This window comes from Prevotella sp. 20925_1_30 (assembly GCF_041433025.1).
In the GTDB taxonomy this organism is placed as follows: domain Bacteria; phylum Bacteroidota; class Bacteroidia; order Bacteroidales; family Bacteroidaceae; genus Prevotella; species Prevotella vespertina.
The window spans coordinates 87072-105658 of sequence record NZ_JAPWAR010000005.1 but is presented as its reverse complement, the minus strand read 5'-3'; the positions used below and the strand labels follow the sequence as shown (position 1 = coordinate 105658).

Genomic DNA, 18587 nt, shown 5'->3' with positions numbered 1-18587 from the left:
ACAAAACATTAAAGCACACTAATTCTTCTGTCTTTCGCTTTTATTTTGTAACTTTGCAAGCTAATATAGGTATAACAAAACTTTATGAAACAAAATAGCTCAATACAGATGTTTACAGATTACGAAGGCGACTTACCTGACTTAAATATTAAAGTTAATGGTGAAATCCCCATATTCGTAACCCGCAACCTCGTAATGTTCCCTGGAATCCTTTCCCCAATCCTTGTTGGAAGAAAGGCAACATTAGCATTGGTAAAATATTTGGAGAAAAATCCAGAAACCATCATTGCCATTGTAAGTCAGAAGGATAGCAATGTCAATGAGCCACAAGAGGACGACATCTATAAAACAGGTATCTATGCACGCTATGTACGTTCATTTGATATGCCGGGCAATTATGAGGGAGATAACAAAACCATTATTTTACAAGGATTTGGCAAATGTCGTATCAAAGAGATAACGACCAAATCACCCTACATGAAGGGTTTTACCGAAGCGCTGCAAGAAGAAATGGATTCAAAGAAAGATAAGGAATTCATTACCGCTGTAGAAGACATGAAATTAGTAGCTAAGGAGTATATTCATGGGAGCGAGGATGTTCCTGACGACACTCAGCTTGCACTTGACAACATGGGTAACCCTATCATTGCTGTCAACTACACCTGCTCTACTATGCCTTTCCCCATAGCTGATAAGATTCAAATGTTGGAAGAGAACTCCATAAAAGATCGTCTCTTCAGACTAATGAAGGTCTTAAACAGGGAGATTCAATTTCAACATTTACGTCAAGATATTCGCTCAAAAACACGTGAGGATCTTGATGAACAACAGCGTGAATACTTCCTCCATCAACAAATTAAGAATATAAAGGAGGAACTTGGTGATGGCGATTCTGCACCAGATAAGAAGGAATTACTGGAAAAGGCAAAGAATAAGAAATGGTCACAAGATGTTGCTAAAATCTTCCAAAAAGAAATTGATAAGCTCGACACGCTAAATCCTCAGAGTCCAGATTATAGCATACAAGTAAACTACCTTCAGACGATGGTAGCTTTACCATGGAATGAATATACAACTGATAATCTCGACTTAAAGCGTGCAAAGCGTATATTAGACAAAGATCATTATGGAATGGAGAAGGTCAAGGAGCGCATCCTTGAATATATAGCTGTATTACAATTACGTGGCAGTCTAAAGTCTCCTATCCTCTGCCTTTATGGTCCTCCAGGTGTAGGAAAGACTAGCTTAGGAGTAAGTATTGCAGAAGCAATGAAACGTAAGTATGTACGTGTATCGTTAGGTGGTTTACATGACGAGTCTGAAATTAGAGGTCATCGCAAGACTTACATAGGTGCTATGCCTGGTCGTATCATCAAGAACATACAAAAGGCAGGCTCTTCCAACCCTGTCTTCATCCTTGATGAGATTGATAAGATAACGCAAAACACCATTAATGGAGATCCCTCTTCTGCATTATTGGAAGTGCTTGACCCTGAACAGAATAGTGCTTTCCATGACAACTACCTTGACATAGATTATGACCTCTCAAAGGTACTTTTCATAGCAACAGCCAATGATCTCAATACGATTCCGAGGCCCTTGTTAGATCGCATGGAATTAATCAATGTCTCAGGCTATATCACAGAAGAAAAGATAGAAATAGCAAAACGACACTTGATTCCAAAAGAGCTCGAAAATACGGGCTTAGATCAGTTAGAAGTTAAACCAAAGTTTACAAAGAGCGCATTAGAAAAGATTATTGAAAGTTACACACGCGAGAGTGGTGTACGTCAATTAGAGAAACAAATCAATAAGGTAATGCGTAAATTGGCATTTGAACAAGCGATGAATGCTAACTTACCTTACACGAAGATTACTCCAGATGCATTGGAAGATCTCATTGGTAAGCCTCCTTTCACACGTGATATTTATCAAGGAAATAAATACGCTGGTGTAGTAACAGGACTTGCTTGGACAAGTGTGGGGGGTGAGATATTGTTTATTGAGACTTCTCTATCAAAGGGTAAGGCTGGAAAGTTAACACTAACTGGTAATCTTGGAGATGTGATGAAGGAATCAGCGGTTATTGCACTCGAATATGTCAAAGCACACATTGATACTTTAGGTATTGATTATCGCATCTTTGAACAATGGAACATACACATCCATGTACCAGAAGGAGCAACACCAAAGGATGGTCCTTCCGCTGGTATAACTATTGCTACAAGTATAGCCTCAGCCCTTACACAACGCAAAGTGCGCAAAAACACTGCTATGACTGGCGAGATAACGCTTCGTGGTAAAGTTCTTCCAGTTGGTGGTATTAAAGAGAAAATCCTTGCCGCTAAACGTGCAGGTATTACAGATATCGTAATGTGTTCGGAGAACAAGAAAGATATTGAAGAAATACCTGAGATTTACAGAAAGGGTATTGAGTTCCACTTCGTTGAGAATATCAAACAAGTATGGGATTTCGCTCTTACCGATGAGCTGGTAGAACATCCAGTAGACTTCACTATATCTGAAGACAATAAAGCTACAAAGAAATGACATTTGAACTGCAACACACAGATAACGCAAGCGATGCACGTACAGGATTAATCACGACAGCCCATGGACAGATAAAGACTCCTATCTTCATGCCAGTGGGTACTGTTGGTTCTGTGAAAGGTGTACACTTTGAAGAACTACGAAGACAGGTAAAGGCGCAGATTATCTTAGGTAATACTTATCACCTTTATCTACGTCCAGGTTTAGATGTATTAAAAGCTGCAGGTGGCTTGCATGGCTTTAATGGTTGGGAGCGCCCTATCCTTACTGATTCAGGTGGTTTCCAAGTGTTCTCATTAACTGGTATTCGTAAGTTATCAGAGGAAGGATGTGAGTTTAGGAGCCATATTGATGGTTCTAAGCATTTCTTCACACCAGAGAATGTTATGGATACAGAACGTATCATAGGTGCAGACATCATGATGGCGCTAGATGAATGTCCTCCAGGTCAAAGTGATTATGAATATGCAAAGAAGAGTCTAGGCATGACCCAACGTTGGTTAACTCGTTGTATCAAACGATTCAATGAGACCGAACCTCTCTATGGTTACGAGCAAAGCCTCTTCCCTATTGTTCAAGGATGCACCTACAAAGACTTACGTCGAGAGGCTGCTAAGTTTGTGACGGATCAAGGTGCTGATGGTAATGCTATTGGCGGATTAGCTGTCGGTGAGCCTACTGATGTTATGTATGAAATGATCGAGGTAGTTAATGAGATTCTACCTAAAGATAAGCCACGTTACTTGATGGGTGTAGGTACCCCACAAAACATCCTTGAGGCTATCGAGCGTGGTGTTGATATGTTCGATTGCGTTATGCCTACACGTAATGGTCGTAATGCAATGCTCTTTACTTACAATGGAACGATGAATATGCGTAACAAGAAATGGGAGAAAGACTTCTCCCCTGTTGATCCTGACGGATGTGACATCGATCAAATTACAAGTAAAGCCTATCTACACCATCTATTCAAGGCAGGCGAACTATTAGCAATGCAGATTGCTAGTATACACAACTTAGCTTTCTATCTTCGTTTGGTAACAGACGCACGAACACACATTGAGCAAGGCGACTTCGTTCAGTGGAAAGCATCTGTAATTGAGCAATTAGGAAGAAGAATTTAAGGATACGCACAATGCATAAGGTCAAAGAGATTGTAAGCATAATTAAAGGATTACTAGGTAAGCTTAGTCAAAAGACTAAGCCTTGCCTACCTTATATATATAAGGTGGGAAACTTACTCAAGAAAATCTCCCCAACTAGATATCTTGGCATTCTTGATTGGTACATCATTAAGAAGTTCATTGGAACTTATATCTATGCCATCCTTTTGATTATCTCCATCGCTATTGTATTCGACTTTAATGAGAATCTCTCAAAGTTCACGCAATACCACGCACCATGGCGAGCCATCATCTTTGATTACTATGCCAACTTCATACCTTATTATTCCAACCTCTTCTCACCGCTATTTGTATTCATTGCTGTTATATTCTTCACTTCTAAGTTAGCTGGAAACTCAGAGATTATAGCAATGTTAGCAGCAGGCGTCTCTATAAAGAGGTTAATGCGTCCTTACATGCTCTCGTGCGTAGTCATTGCAGGCTTAACATTCTATCTCAATAGTTTTGTCATCCCCCATGGCACTGTTATCAGACAGAACTTTGAAACGTTATATCGTAATTCAAAGAAGAATACATCTGCGGAGGACATCCAACTATTTGTAGCTAAGAACACCACTGCTTATATCCAGAATTACGACGACCAATACAAACGTGGTTATGGCTTTTCGCTTGTTAAAATCAAAAACAAGAAGATTGTAAGTCACTTAACCGCAATGGAGATTCAATATGATACGATTGCTGACTCAAAGTATCATTGGAAGTTAAGTAACTGGAAAATCAGAACACTCAAAGGACTGAAGGAACACATTCAGAGTGGAGCAACTAAGGACACAGTTCTACTCATGGAGCCAACTGACCTTGTGTATTCAAAAGGACAACAAGAAACATTCACCTCTCCGGAGCTTCGTGATTATATTTCTAAGCAGACAAGCCGTGGCTCAGGGAATGTGGTACAATATGAGGTTGAGTTCCATAAACGTATAGCCATGTCGTTCTCCTCTTTCATATTGACAATTATTGGCTTGGCTCTTTCTTCCCGCAAGCGAAAAGGTGGAATGGGGCTCTCGTTAGGTATAGGTCTTGCATTGAGCTTCAGCTATATTATGTTGCAAACGGTTTCTGCTACCTTCGCCATCCAAGACAACACACCACCAATGCTCGCAGCATGGATACCGAACATTATCTTTGCTATTATAGCATACTTCTGTTATAGACATGCACCAAGTTAATAAGGAGAGTTAGAAAAAGAAGTAAGAACTACCCTCTGTTACAAAGAGGATAAATTGTAAATTATGTTTTTTGAAGATTTAGATTTAAACGATAATGTACTCGACGCACTCTATGACATGCGTTTTGATAAATGTACGCCCGTACAAGAGAAGTGCATTCCAGAGATATTAAAAGGTCACGACGTATTAGGCGTTGCACAAACAGGAACTGGTAAGACTGCGGCTTATCTTTTACCAGTATTATCTAAATTAGCCGATGGAGGCTACCCTGAGTCTGCCATAAATTGTGTGATCATGTCACCAACACGCGAACTTGCACAGCAGATTGACCAAGCAATGCAAGGTTTTGCTTATTATCTGAATGGCGTTTCCTGCGTTGCCGTCTATGGTGGCAATGATGGCAATCGCTATGACCAGGAACTTAAGAGCTTATCGCTCGGAGCCGATGTTGTCATAGCTACTCCCGGTCGTTTCATCTCTCACCTTTCATTAGGCAATGTTGATTTGTCAAAGGTTAGTTTCTTCATTCTTGACGAGGCTGATCGTATGCTTGATATGGGTTTCTCTGAGGACATTATGACCATTGCCAAGAAGCTCCCTAGTACTTGCCAAACGATTATGTTCTCGGCTACAATGCCTAAGAAGATTGAGGAACTCGCAAAGACTCTGCTAAAGAATCCAATAGAAATCAAGTTAGCTGTCAGCAAACCTGCAGAAAAGATACATCAGATGGCATACGTGTGTTACGAAACACAGAAGATGGGGATACTCAAGGATGTATTCAAAGGTGGAAACATGAAGCGTGTCATTATTTTCTCGGGATCGAAACAAAAGGTTAAGCAGATTGCAGGTGCGCTTAGCCGTAAGCATATCAACTGCGGTGAGATGCACTCCGACCTTGATCAAGAGCAGCGTAACGACATAATGTTCAAGTTCAAGAGCGGACAAGTTGACGTCCTAGTGGCAACTGATATTGTCTCACGTGGTATTGATATTGATGACATCACAATGGTTATTAATTATGATGTGCCACACGATGTAGAAGACTATGTACACCGCATTGGTCGTACAGCACGTGCTGACCATGATGGAACTGCTATCACACTTGTGAATGAAGATGACATCTACTTCTTTCAGCAGATTGAATCATTCTTAGGTAAGGAGATCGAGAAGGTTCAACTACCAGATGGATTGGGCGAAGCACCAGAGTATAAGAGCAACGGAAAGCCTAAGAGGGGAGCTAGCGCAAAGAGCATTCGCAGGAAGAATAGGGACTATCAAAGTCACAAGGATAAGAAACAGGGCAATAACAAGCAACGTTCAAGACGCCCCGAACAGCAAAGTCAAGACTCTTCTGACAATAAGGTGCAGCACTCACAGGAGCGTAAGCCTAACTACAGGCAGAAGAACAAAGGTCAAGAACAGCAGAACAATAATAACAATGCTGTTGAGGCAAAGAGCACAAGCAAGCGGAATAATCGTCAAGACAAGAATAGGCAAACCGACAAGCAGACGAAGCCTAACAATAACAGACGAAACGACAAGGAGGCTGCAAACAATAAGGATGCTAGTCAGAAGACAAACGCTCAACAAAATAGAAAGCCTAACAACAAAAAGAAGAAGAATAACAATCGCCAGCGTAACACGAACGAGAAGGGTGCTAGAAGAAGTACAAAGTACGATATTCGTGAAGAGCTACCAACAAGTTCTAAGAGTGACTCTGGATTGAAAGCACTGATAAAGAAGCCGCTCAAATGGCTCCGTAATCTTGGAAAGAAATAACATCCGATGATGATAAAGCCTGTAGCTACATGTAAGTAAGCTACAGGCTTTCTTTTTACCATAACCTTTCTCTGCATAATACTTCAACTTAAAGTACAATGAGACTTTAAGTTAAAGTACGACTAACCTTTAAGTTAAAGTACAAATGGAGTTTAAGTTAAAGTACAAGCACACTTTAACTTAATGTATCATGCAAGCTCTATTTAACCTTGTTAAGGAGCATAACCTTCCTTCTCCTGTTTCTCCAAAAATCGTTGTATTGCAACCTTGCTTTTCAACGTTTTTGTATGTGCAGAATAAAGATCACCATAATACACCTCACGATAGAAGGGACCCCAATGTTCCTCTATTCTCACATTATCAGAATTAGTTGTAAAGAAGCCATATAGTTCTGTGACTCGATACTTATCGTCTTCATAAGTTACATGAGTAGTTTCGCTATCTGACATCAGAAGCCATGAGTAGAAGATTTGTATAACGAATAGTACGGGCACCATTACCCATAACAAACTATACAAACAACCTATAAGTACCTCATAATTCTGCTCCCACCGACACCTAACAAAACGAATAAGAAAGAAAAGAACTAACCAGGGAAGTGTGAACTGAGCAAACTTTGTAATAAAAGGATAGAATGACCATGGAGATAACCCAACAACAATCAACCATAGAAGTTCGATACACAATAGGTAGCGCAACCATTTAATTATCTTCTTTCTATACATACGCCTATACTAATAATAAACTAAAATAATACACTAATACAAACGTACTTCTCCTTATTATATTATTCTTAAAGCCGTAAAACATCACATTTAGCAGAAGTATATAATAGTAAAATCAAGATAGACCAACGTTGTTTATTCCCGTTTAATTTATTACTTTTGCAAGTGATTTGAAAATAAAAGTATGAAACTATCAACAATTGCACTCACAATCATGCTAGGGATCAGTTCTTCCTCCATGGCACAACAGAAAGATATTACCATCAAGATCGTTGAAACATCTGACGTACATGGCTCGTTCTTTCCTTACGACTTCATTACACGTAAGCCAAAGAGCGGTTCCATGGCAAGAGTAAATACTTTCGTTGAAGACTTACGTAAGAAGGAGGGTAAAGAGAATGTTTACCTATTGGATAACGGAGATATCTTGCAAGGGCAACCTATCTCTTATTATTACAACTACGTAGCTCCTGAGAAAACGAATATTGCAGCGAGTGTGCTCAACTATATGGGATATGATGCCGCCACTGTAGGTAACCATGATATTGAGACAGGGCATAGTGTCTATGACAAGTGGTTTAAAGAACTGCGCTTCCCTATTCTTGGTGCAAATATCATCAATACTAGAACTAACAAACCTTACATTCTTCCTTATACGGTCATCAAAAAGAAGAACGGACTGAAAGTATGTGTTATCGGTATGCTGACACCTGCAATACCCAACTGGTTGAAGGAAACAATATGGAGTGGACTTCGTTTCGATGAGATGGTTTCATGCGCTAAACGTACCATGGAGGAGGTGAAAAAGAAGGAGAATCCTGATGTTATAGTTGGTTTGTTCCATTCTGGTTGGAATGGAGGTATCAAGACGCCCCAATATGATGAGGATGCATCTCAAAAGGTGGCGCAGGAGGTTCCTGGCTTTGATGTTGTCTTCTTCGGACACGATCACACGCCGCATAATTCAACCGAACGAAACATCATAGGCAAGGAGGTCATCTGCCTTGACCCTGCTAACAATGCGCAACGCGTAGCAATGGCGACACTAACATTGACTCCTAAGAACATCAAAGGTAAGAAACAATACACATTGACGAAGGCGAAAGGAGAACTCGTGGATGTGAGGGACTTAAAAGCTGATGATGCTTTCATTAAGCATTTCCAACCAGAGATAGATGCTGTAAAGCAATGGAGTGAACAGGTGATTGGTAATTTTGAAAATACAATCTACACGAAGGACTGCTTCTTCGGTAATTCTGCATTCAACGATCTAATCCTCGACCTGGAACTAAAGATTACAAAGGCTGATATTGCCTTTAACGCTCCTCTACAATTTAACTCTGTTATCAAGGCTGGTCCAGTAACAGTAGGCGATATGTTCAATCTTTATAAATACGAAAACCAGCTCTGTGTGATAAAGATGACTGGCGAAGAGATTCGTAAACACCTTGAGATGAGTTACGACTTATGGGTAAACACGATGAAGAGTCCTGATGATCATCTGTTGTTACTCTCTAACACGCAGAATGATGCACAACGTTTAGGGTTCAAGAACTTCTCATTTAACTTCGATTCAGCCGCTGGTATCGATTATACGGTTGATGTTACTAAGCCTAATGGCGAGAAAGTACATATCTTACGTATGAGTAATGGGCAACCCTTCGATGAGCATAAATGGTACACCGTGGCTGTTAATAGTTATCGTGCAAATGGCGGTGGGGAACTACTCACAAAGGGAGCTGGAATACCACATGATTCACTTCAAAGTAGGATTATCTGGGAGAGTCCAAAAGATCAACGCCATTACCTCATGGAGGAGATTAAGAAGGCTGGTACCATGAATCCGCAAGCACATCAAAATTGGAAGTTCATACCAGAAGAGTGGACCGTCCCAGCAGCTGCACGTGATCGTAAGCTCTTGTTTGGAGAATAAGTTAGAAGGAGGCATAAACTTCATAAACATCTGATTATAACTATCATAAAGATGAAATATTACTGGTTTATCTTTTGTAAGACCGACCTTCTGTTAGAGAAGGTTGGTAATAACTATACGATTCCACTTTCAGAAGAACCACCCATCGCTTTACGTCCTTGGACCCATGTGATGAATATTGGTCCAACGGAGGATGGTACAGAAGTAAAAGCATTCATGATTGATAGTCCTGTAACTGATAATCCCAATTACGAGATGTGCGGACTTAGACCTTCCTTTTATCTCCTTTCAACTGAATTGTACTTGAAGGCTGGAAAATGTCATGAATTGCTTTACTGGGATCAGAACACAAAATTCTGCGGTGTGTGTGGAGCACCCATGAAAATGCACACTGATATATCGAAACGTTGCACGAATTGTGCGAAAGAAGTATGGCCACAATTAGCGACAGCTATTATCGTCCTTGTTCATAAAGGTGATGAAGTGTTGTTAGTTCATGCACGCAATTTCAAATCCGACTTCTTTGGATTAGTAGCAGGTTTCGTTGAAACAGGAGAAACACTAGAGGAAGCAGTGCATCGTGAAGTAGCTGAAGAAACAGGTATCAAGATAAAGAACCTACGATACTTCGGTTCCCAACCCTGGCCTTATCCTTGTGGGCTAATGGTGGGCTTCAATGCAAATTATGATGGAGGCGATTTACAGTTACAGCAAAGCGAAATATCAAAAGGAGCATGGTTCACAAAAGAGAATCTGCCCAATATTCCTGAACGTTTGTCAATCGCACGTATGATTCTTGATGATTGGATAAATCAAACTTCAATATAAACGAAAGAGTATTTAAACCTTAAAACAATGATGACTTTCTTAGAAAAAGCCCTTGGCTTTAACCCCAAGTCAATGAAGCTCCGTACTGAACTTATTGCTGGAGCTACAACCTTCTTAACGATGAGCTATATCTTAGCCGTCAATCCTGCTATCCTTACCTCCACAGGTATGGATAAAGGCGCATTGTTCACTGGTACAGCCTTAGCAGCTGCTATCGCTACCTTGTTATTGGCTTTCATGGCTAAGCTACCATTTGCACAAGCTCCTTCCATGGGTCTTAATGCTTTCTTTGCTTACACGCTTTGCCAAACTATGGGTTATTCCTGGCAACACTCTCTAGCCATTATGCTTATTGAGGGAATTGTCTTCATCCTCATTACTTTCTTTAATGTGCGTGAGATGATTCTCGATTCTATACCGAACAATTTACGATACGCCATATCAGCGGGTATCGGTATGTTCATTGCCTTTATAGGACTCAAGAATGCAGAGATTATCGTTGCGAAAGATGCTACCTTTGTTGGTCTTGGTGCTTTCACTCCTAGTTGTATTCTTGGTATAATTGCCATCTTATTGAGTGGCGTGTTAATGGCTAAGAATGTCAAAGGTTCGCTATTCTGGAGTATTATTATTACAACCGTCATCGGTATTCCTTTAGGAGTAACAGTTATTCCTAGTAGTTGGATGCCTTTCTCTGCACCACAAGATATTAGTCCGATATTCTGTAAGTTCGACTTTAGTGGTCTTTTGAACCTCAAGACGGTATTGGTTGTCTTTTCATTGTTATTGGTAAATATCTTTGATACGATTGGTACTCTTATGGGCTTAGCAGATAAGACAGGTATTGTGGAACCAAATGGTAATATCCCACGCGTAAAAGAAGCTATGATGAGTGATGCCATAGGAACTACCTGCGGTGCAATGTTAGGTAGCTCAACGCTTACAACTTACGTTGAGAGTGCAAGCGGCATTGCCGAAGGCGGTCGTTCTGGTGTAACCGCATTCTTTGTAGGTATTCTGTTCCTTGTATCACTCTTCCTCTCCCCTATCTTCATGCTTATTCCAAGTGCTGCAACAAGTGGAGCCTTGGTTATGGTAGGTGTGTTGATGATTGATTCTGTAAAGAAGATTAACTTGAATGATATTACAGAGTCATTCCCAGCCTTCATCACAATGATAACCATGGTGCTCTGCTACTCTATTGCTGATGGTATCTGTCTAGGTATTTTGTCATTTGTGTTTATGAAAGTATGTACAGCGAAATGGAAAGATCTTAACTTGACCCTCTGTATATTGGCTGTTCTCTTTGTCTTGAACTTTATCATCAGTTAAAGATATTCATAACATTGCTTCGCCCTGTAAGTATCGGTTCCTACGGACTACTTACAGGGCGAACTTTATACAAACAATTAGCCTTGAATCATCCTCACACTAGATTTATGCCCAACACAACAACTATAATCCCGTTTTTCAGAACTAATTAGTAAAAAAGGATGAAGAAAGTTTGCAGAGTTCAAATTAAATCATTACTTTTGCAACCGCTTACAATAAGTAAGGGCGTTTAGCTCAGTTGGTTTAGAGCATCTGCCTTACAAGCAGAGGGTCGGCGGTTCGAATCCGTCAACGCCCACTACCAAAGGGTAGTTTCCAGAGTGGCCAAATGGGGCAGACTGTAAATCTGCTGCTTCTAGCTTCGGTGGTTCGAATCCATCACTACCCACAGAAGACTTGCAGTCCAATCGATTGCAAGTCTTTTGTTTTATATACCATGTAATGTATAACTAACTTTCATCCTAGTTATCATTTAACGTATAACTAACTTTCATTATCCTAATTAAAAGAATCCTTCTTCTTCGTTATGAATATTTTTTGTAACTTTGTAAGTACAGAACATCATAAAACATATATTTTATAATATGAAGATAAAAGAAACACCAGTTCTATTGCTTACCGGTTACCTAGGAAGCGGTAAAACAACATTGGTAAACAGAATCCTTGCCAATGAGAAGGGTATTAAATTTGCAGTTATTGTTAATGATATAGGTGAGGTGAATATCGATGCGAACCTTATCGAAGCAGGCGGCGTAGTAGATCAAAACGATGATTCTCTCGTAGCTCTTCAGAATGGTTGTATCTGCTGTACACTGAAAATGGACCTGGTAAAGCAGTTAAACGATATTGTATCACAAAATAAGTTTGACTACATTGTTATTGAAGCTAGTGGTATTTGTGAACCAGCTCCTATTGCGCAAACCATTTGCGCATATCCACAAATGTATCCCGACTTAGCAAAGAACGGAAAGGCTGTACTCGATTCTATTGTAACCGTAGTTGATGCGCGCCGTATGTGTGATGAGTTCTCTGCCGGCAATGACTTGTTAAAGAAAGACCTCAAAGAAGATGACATTGAAAACCTACTGATTCAACAGATTGAATTCTGTAGCATTATCTTACTTAATAAGGTGGATGATGTTAATGCAGAAGAGTTAGGCTTGGTAAAAAGCATTATTCGTTCGCTCCAACCAAAGGCAGAGATTATTGAATGTAACTATGGAGATGTCGACCTTAATAAGATTATTAATACAAAAGCATTCAACTTTGATGAAGTAGCAACATCAGCCGCTTGGATTGCTGAGATTGAGGGACATCATGACGAGCATGAGGAAGAAGAAGAGCATCATGGGCATCACCATCATCACCACCACCATGGACTAGAAAACGAAGAGAGTGGTGAGGCATTAGAATATAACATTCAGACTTTCGTGTACTATGCGCGTAAACCTTTTGATATTAACTTCTTCGATGATTTCGTAGCACGTAAGTGGCCTGCACAAATCATTCGTTGTAAAGGATTATGCTATTTCAATAATGAAAAAGATATATGTTACGTATTCGAACAGGCAGGAAAACAAGTTAGCTTACGTAATGCTGGACAATGGTATGCTACAATGCCTGCATTTGAATTAAGGAGTTTCCTTGAAAAGAACCCTAAAATAAATAAAGATTGGGAAGAACCTTACGGAGATCGTATGCAGAAACTTGTATTTATTGGTCAGGATTTAGACAAAGACGCAATTACAAAAACACTTGATCAATGCCTAACTGATTTCTAAAACAAGCATACAAATACTTAAAACAAGAGGATATGTCAATCGAAGCATATCCTCTTTTTGTATGCTTTCTCATATCGTAATTATTAGATAATCCTTTACAACAATAAATTTAATTCTAGCGTTAAAAATGGAAAGAAATTACGAAAAATAAGAAGTAAAAGGTGGTTTTGAATAAAACGATAGTGCTTTTTGAGTGAAACTATAGTACTTTTATGCTAAAACGATAGTACTTTTTGAATGAAAAGATAGTAGGTTTTTATCCAAAAGATGGTGATTTCTGGAGAAGAAGATAGATTTTAATCGACCATCTGCTATTATGTTTTTAGGAATTTACTGATTATCAAAGTATTACAATAAGTATGAGAACTATCCTATAACTTGCATATTTGGACAAGAACCTAAGCTCGGATGAAAATAACGCAAATACAAGTATCGAAATTAGCAATATTCTATTACAAAAGTGAGATGATAATTCTGATGATTCGATAGATAAAAACAAATGCCCTCGCCTATCCGTTAGATAATTTCTTAAGGACGGGCGAGGGTATTTCACGCTAGAAAATTCATGTATTAGTATAACTGAACTTCATCTCCGAAACGGAGTCCACGCTCAGCAATCGCTTTGTTTTTCTTAACAAGACTCTTCAAACGGATGCCATACTTCTGTGCAATATCATACATGCTCTCTGATTTTCGCACATAATAAGGGCGATTCTTAAAATTCTTTGGTGCCTTTTTACGCTTCTTCTTTAACCAAATATACTCACCAGCAATGAGTTTATCCTTCTTATTACGCTCATTATATCTAGCTAGCTTATGCGCACTAATGTCTAACTCCTTACTTAACGACTTAAAGGTATCTCCCTGTCTTACAATGATATAGTAGTTTTCATTATATTTATGTATCGGGTGTGGTCCCGCTATAGGAGTGTAAGCAGGAAGTCCATTATCGGGAGTGAGAATTGGTGGTTCTTCTCCGCTGTGCTTCACCATGAATCGATCGTAATGCTTTGCCTTATCGAACTCATATAGCTTATAAAGTTCAATAATGTTAATGAGCATTTGCGCATAAGAAGGGTTCGTCGCATAGCCGGCACGCTTCAATCCGTATGCCCAACCACGATAATCTGTACGATCTAAATCGAACAAACTACGATAACGAGGGCGCTCGCGAAGGAATTTGCAATGGTCTTCATAACTATCCAAAGCACTGGGATATGCTCGGAAACATTCCCCTTTTAAGTCATCGTCATGATAAACAGTTCGACCCGTCCAACCGTGACACTTAATTCCAAAGTGGTTATTGCCTTGAAGGACAAGATCGCTACGCCCTGCACTGCTCTCTAATAGCCCTTGCGCAAGGGTGATACTTGCTGGTACGCCATATTTCAACATCCCCTCAATCGCTATATCTTTATATTGATTAATATAAGTTTGATAGGCTTGATTCCACTTAATCGGAGCACCTATCATCGTGGATAAAAAGCAAAATAGGGTGATTAAAAGAAGGCTATATCGTTTCATAAAAAGTTCTTTTGGATTATTTGTGTGCAAAAATACACGATTTTTAATACATTCCAAAACGAATTCTCTTAAATTCTCTCAAACATTACAAAACTAATCAGTAACTTTGCTCTCATGAAGGTAATTATTACATTAGGTTCTAATTATAATCAAGAAGAGAACATTCGTAAAGCGAAAGAACGATTAAAGGAATTGTTCCCCAATATATGCTTTTCTGAACAGAAATGGACGGAGCCTATCGGTATTGTTTCTGATAGGTTCTTAAATTGTATTGCTACTTTTGAGACATCCTATCCGCAAGCTATCATAGAACGATATTTCAAACAAATTGAAACGGAACTCGGGGATTCGCACGAGAATCATAAGAATGGACTTGTACGCATTGATATTGATCTCATTAAATATGGCAATAAAACAATAAGGGATATAATATGGTTATGAATTTCTTGAACAAGATGATAATAACCTTCGCTATGCTTTGCTTGTCGTTCCAACCTTTATTGGCGCAAAAAAGTAAAGATTCTGAAGATTTAGGTAAGGCTTTAGATTATTTCACTTCACAAAAATATCATGAAGCATTGATCATTTTTCAGAGATTAGATAAGGCATATCAACTTAATCCTAGGTTTAAAGCTTATATTGGATTATGCTATTATAATGAATGGGATTATGAAATGGCTGCTAAATACCTAGATAATGCTATTCCACAACTAGATGCTTTTGCTCCGCATGAGCGTTCGGTGTATTACTATACGGCAGGTGAAAGCCATTTTAATATGAAACAATACGAAAAGGCTATTCCCTATTATGAGAAAGCTGCTACGCTTTGTTACAAAAGGGAGAAGCCTGACGCTTATTATCGTGTAGCAATGTGTCACATGTTTCTGGAACAATGGAAGCAAGCCTATGATAATTATATGAAAGCCGAAATAGATTATAACCCTTATAAAGCGGAAGAAATCGTCAAAACAAGATTAGAACAAACAAAAAGAATGGCAAAAGCTTGTTGGAAGAATTATATACAAAACTTGCCTAAGGACTCTGTGATTAGTAAAAACGACTAATCAAAATCCCATCATTTTATCTACATTTACCACAAACATACCGATGATAATGAAAAACATGATACTTGTTAAGAATCAAGCACTTACAAAGTAAAAGTAAACCATACATCCTGCAAAGTAACATCGAATAAAAAACACAAAAAGAGCTACTAGTTTTTTTGTGATTTCTTCTTCTATTAATTTTTTTTTCGTACTTTTGCTGCATACAAGATTTAAACGTATCAGTAAAGAGAAAGTACGCTATTCTAGGTAACCTACAAACTAACTTGCAAATTAAAAGGATTCTCAAAGATTACAAACTCTATTAATCCACAGGTTATTAAAGGATAAAACTTAGATAGGCGAATTAGATATCACCATAATCTAATATATGGAAAAACACAACAAGGGCTGGCACCGAAGACATTAAGATCTCCGACGTCAGCCCTTAATCCCAAATCGGGCATTAGATCCTAAACATATTTTGTTTTATTTTCGAGCAGATTGTTTGGATTTGTAACGCAGGCGTAGCGGGCTACGTCAAGTTACAAAAACGGACAAGATGCCGATAAGAAAATAAAAGATGTTAGGAAACAATACCGTAATAATAAGATATATATTGTGGTCTAATGACCGATTTGGGTTAATATGGGTTATAAAAGATAACACTTATGCCATTGCCTCTTTTATCTTCTCCACAATATATTTCACATCATCATCTGTTACTAATGGTCCACTTGGTAAACACATGCCTACTTTGAAAAGACTTTCGCTCACACCATTTACGTATGCTGGACAATCCTTATAACAAGGCTGCTTGTGCATTGGCTTCCAAAGAGGACGGCTCTCAATATTGGCTTTATCAAGGAAGACACGCATAGCCTCAACATTAGCATTTGGTTCACAATCTGTATGAGCATTATCTACTGAATGAATAACACCAGCCGCACCACCTACAGCTCCCAGTACTGTTGTCTTATATGCATTCTCCTGGCCTTTCACCTTAACAGAAGGGTCAAGAACCATTGTATTCAGCCAGAAGTTAGAATCAAACTCTGATGAAGGGTTTGCATGGAAGGTAATACCATCTATCTTACTGAAAGCCTCTTCATACAAATGAGCAATATGACGGTGATGAGCAATATGCTCATCTAAAACTGTCATCTGACCACGACCGATACCAGCACAAACATTACTCATACGATAGTTGAAACCTATCTTCTCATGCTGATAGTATGGATAACCCTCGCGAGCCTGTGTTGCATAGAACATCACATTATTACGAGCCTCTTCATTAGGACAAACAAGTGCACCACCACCTGATGTGGTAATCATCTTGTTTCCATTAAATGACAGAACACCATACTCACCAAAGGTACCACATACCTGTCCTTCGTATCTTGAACCTAAACCCTCTGCAGCATCCTCTACAACAGGGATATCATATTTATCTGCTACTGCAAGAATTTCTTTTATCTTTGCAGGCATACCATAAAGATAAACTACGATGATTGCTTTTGGTTTCTTACCGGTCTTGGCAATTCTATCTTTAATAGCTTCCTCTAAAAGTGTAGGGTCAAGATTCCATGTTTCCTTCTCTGAGTCAACAAACACAGGAGTTGCACCAAGGTAAGTTACTGGATGTGAACTGGCACAAAAGGTAAAACTCTGACAGATGACCTCATCGCCTGCTTTAACTCCCAATGCAACTAAAGCGAGGTGTACAGCAGAGGTACCAGAACAGAGTGCTACAATACGCTTATCTTCCAATTCTGGTAAAGACTCCTTCCAAAGATTATCAGGATTATCCTCATGCGCCATAATTGTCTGTGGATATTCCTCTTTTTCAAGGAAGTTTCTTCTTACACCTGAAGGACTTACAGAGACAGAGAAACGTCTCAAGTCATCTTCGAAACCATTGACATTTGGTCCCAATGGCACCACCCAATTGGTATCAAACGCCTCTTGGATGTATCTCATCTCGTTACCGCTCATGTGAGCGAGACAAAGTAAAACACGATTTCTTTCCATTTTACTAATTATATTTTTTCACCTGCATAGTCCATCTTTTTACCGAGAACTGTACAGACAATCATTTGAATATCTTTTATAAAGGAATAGTTCTTTAGATAATAGAGGTTTAACCTAACCTTATCAGGGAAAATAACCTCATCATTATATTGAGCAGGATTCTCAACAGAGGCTAAGAGTTCTTCCTCATTTCTATATTTCAAGCTGGCTGGACCTGTGATTCCAGGCCTCAACTTGAGAATATCTCTTTCTTCTCCTTGCAACTGATCTGCATAGCCAGGAACGTCTGGACGTGGACCGACAAAACTCATATCACCTTTGAGGACATTCCAGAGTTCTGGTAACTCATCTAACTTATAACGTCTAAGTTTCTCGCCAAGTGGTGTGATGCGGCACTGTTCAGTTGATGCAATAGAAGTTGCTTCTGAATCCCTACTTGCCACAGAAGCCTCTGCCTTGACAGTCATCGATCTGAACTTATATACAGTAAACAGTTTGCCATACTGCCCCACTCTCTTCTGACAAAACAATATAGGGCCAGGCATCTTCACCTTGATTAGAATTGCTACTACCAATAATACTGGACTAAGGAATAGCAAACCAAACAAAGATGCAAGTTTATCAAACAACCATTTTAAAAACATAACTTATAAATGAGTTAAAAACTACGAATAAAGCTAATGACACGAATTTCAGAATATGAAA

The 18587-nt window shown here is 39.1% G+C and carries 14 protein-coding genes and 2 tRNA genes; 12 read left to right on the top strand and 4 right to left on the bottom strand.

Annotation, left to right across the window (positions count from 1 at the left end):
• The first annotated feature begins 84 nt into the window (after window positions 1–84).
• The 4 genes from lon (at window position 85) to O3603_RS03690 (ending at window position 6685) form a co-directional block, all read left to right on the top strand.
• Window positions 85–2550 carry an endopeptidase La gene (lon, locus tag O3603_RS03705; RefSeq protein WP_371520703.1) on the top strand — a complete coding sequence of 822 codons (2466 nt, stop codon included), beginning with the start codon at window positions 85–87 and terminating at the stop codon, window positions 2548–2550.
• Window positions 2547–3674, top strand: coding sequence for a tRNA guanosine(34) transglycosylase Tgt (gene tgt / locus O3603_RS03700; RefSeq protein ID WP_009435140.1), 1128 nt, complete (start codon window positions 2547–2549; stop codon window positions 3672–3674). The genes lon and tgt overlap by 4 nt, the downstream gene beginning before the upstream one ends.
• Before the next feature lie 11 nt (window positions 3675–3685).
• A complete protein-coding gene (locus O3603_RS03695; protein ID WP_371520699.1) occupies window positions 3686–4903 on the top strand; it encodes an LptF/LptG family permease in 1218 nt (405 codons plus the stop codon).
• A 63-nt stretch (window positions 4904–4966) separates the two neighbouring features.
• Complete coding sequence (locus tag O3603_RS03690; RefSeq protein ID WP_371520696.1) at window positions 4967–6685, top strand: DEAD/DEAH box helicase; 1719 nt, start codon at window positions 4967–4969, stop codon at window positions 6683–6685.
• A 212-nt stretch (window positions 6686–6897) separates the two neighbouring features.
• Here the strand turns inward: O3603_RS03690 and O3603_RS03685 are convergent, their stop codons facing one another.
• Window positions 6898–7410: a hypothetical protein gene (locus O3603_RS03685; RefSeq protein WP_371520694.1), complete on the bottom strand. Its 513-nt coding sequence runs from the start codon at window positions 7408–7410 to the stop codon at window positions 6898–6900.
• A gap of 184 nt (window positions 7411–7594) precedes the next feature.
• Between O3603_RS03685 and O3603_RS03680 the strand changes: the two genes are divergently transcribed.
• The 6 genes from O3603_RS03680 to O3603_RS03655 all read left to right on the top strand — a co-directional run bounded on the left by O3603_RS03680 (window position 7595) and on the right by O3603_RS03655 (window position 13284).
• The gene (locus tag O3603_RS03680; RefSeq protein WP_371520691.1) at window positions 7595–9343 is read left to right on the top strand and encodes a bifunctional UDP-sugar hydrolase/5'-nucleotidase; all 1749 of its coding nucleotides are present in this window, start codon (window positions 7595–7597) and stop codon (window positions 9341–9343) included.
• A 51-nt stretch (window positions 9344–9394) separates the two neighbouring features.
• Entirely contained in the window at window positions 9395–10171 is a 777-nt protein-coding gene (gene nudC / locus O3603_RS03675) for an NAD(+) diphosphatase (RefSeq protein WP_371520688.1), read from the top strand.
• 30 nt (window positions 10172–10201) lie between these two features.
• Window positions 10202–11503 (top strand): NCS2 family permease, encoded by a 1302-nt coding sequence (locus O3603_RS03670; RefSeq protein WP_155716675.1) that lies wholly within the window; start codon window positions 10202–10204, stop codon window positions 11501–11503.
• Between the two features lie 223 nt (window positions 11504–11726).
• A tRNA-Val gene (locus O3603_RS03665) sits at window positions 11727–11801 on the top strand.
• A gap of 8 nt (window positions 11802–11809) precedes the next feature.
• Window positions 11810–11891 (top strand) — tRNA-Tyr (locus O3603_RS03660).
• 196 nt (window positions 11892–12087) lie between these two features.
• Window positions 12088–13284 (top strand): GTP-binding protein, encoded by a 1197-nt coding sequence (locus O3603_RS03655; RefSeq protein ID WP_371520685.1) that lies wholly within the window; start codon window positions 12088–12090, stop codon window positions 13282–13284.
• Window positions 13285–13854: 570 nt separating this feature from the next.
• Here the strand turns inward: O3603_RS03655 and O3603_RS03650 are convergent.
• The gene (locus O3603_RS03650; RefSeq protein WP_371520682.1) at window positions 13855–14808 is read right to left on the bottom strand and encodes a glucosaminidase domain-containing protein; all 954 of its coding nucleotides are present in this window, start codon (window positions 14806–14808) and stop codon (window positions 13855–13857) included.
• A 114-nt stretch (window positions 14809–14922) separates the two neighbouring features.
• Between O3603_RS03650 and O3603_RS03645 the strand changes: the two genes are divergently transcribed.
• Together O3603_RS03645 and O3603_RS03640 are read left to right on the top strand one after the other, a co-directional pair.
• Entirely contained in the window at window positions 14923–15249 is a 327-nt protein-coding gene (locus O3603_RS03645; RefSeq protein ID WP_009436039.1) for a 2-amino-4-hydroxy-6-hydroxymethyldihydropteridine diphosphokinase, read from the top strand.
• Window positions 15240–15872, top strand: coding sequence for a M48 family metallopeptidase (locus tag O3603_RS03640; protein WP_155716643.1), 633 nt, complete (start codon window positions 15240–15242; stop codon window positions 15870–15872). The genes O3603_RS03645 and O3603_RS03640 overlap by 10 nt, the downstream gene beginning before the upstream one ends.
• Before the next feature lie 648 nt (window positions 15873–16520).
• Here O3603_RS03640 and O3603_RS03635 read toward each other — a convergent pair.
• On the bottom strand, window positions 16521–17882 hold the full coding sequence (locus O3603_RS03635; protein WP_371520679.1) for an aminotransferase class I/II-fold pyridoxal phosphate-dependent enzyme: 1362 nt from the start codon (window positions 17880–17882) through the stop codon (window positions 16521–16523).
• Between the two features lie 8 nt (window positions 17883–17890).
• Window positions 17891–18526 carry a sugar transferase gene (locus O3603_RS03630; protein ID WP_371520676.1) on the bottom strand — a complete coding sequence of 212 codons (636 nt, stop codon included), beginning with the start codon at window positions 18524–18526 and terminating at the stop codon, window positions 17891–17893.
• Window positions 18527–18587 lie beyond the last annotated feature (61 nt).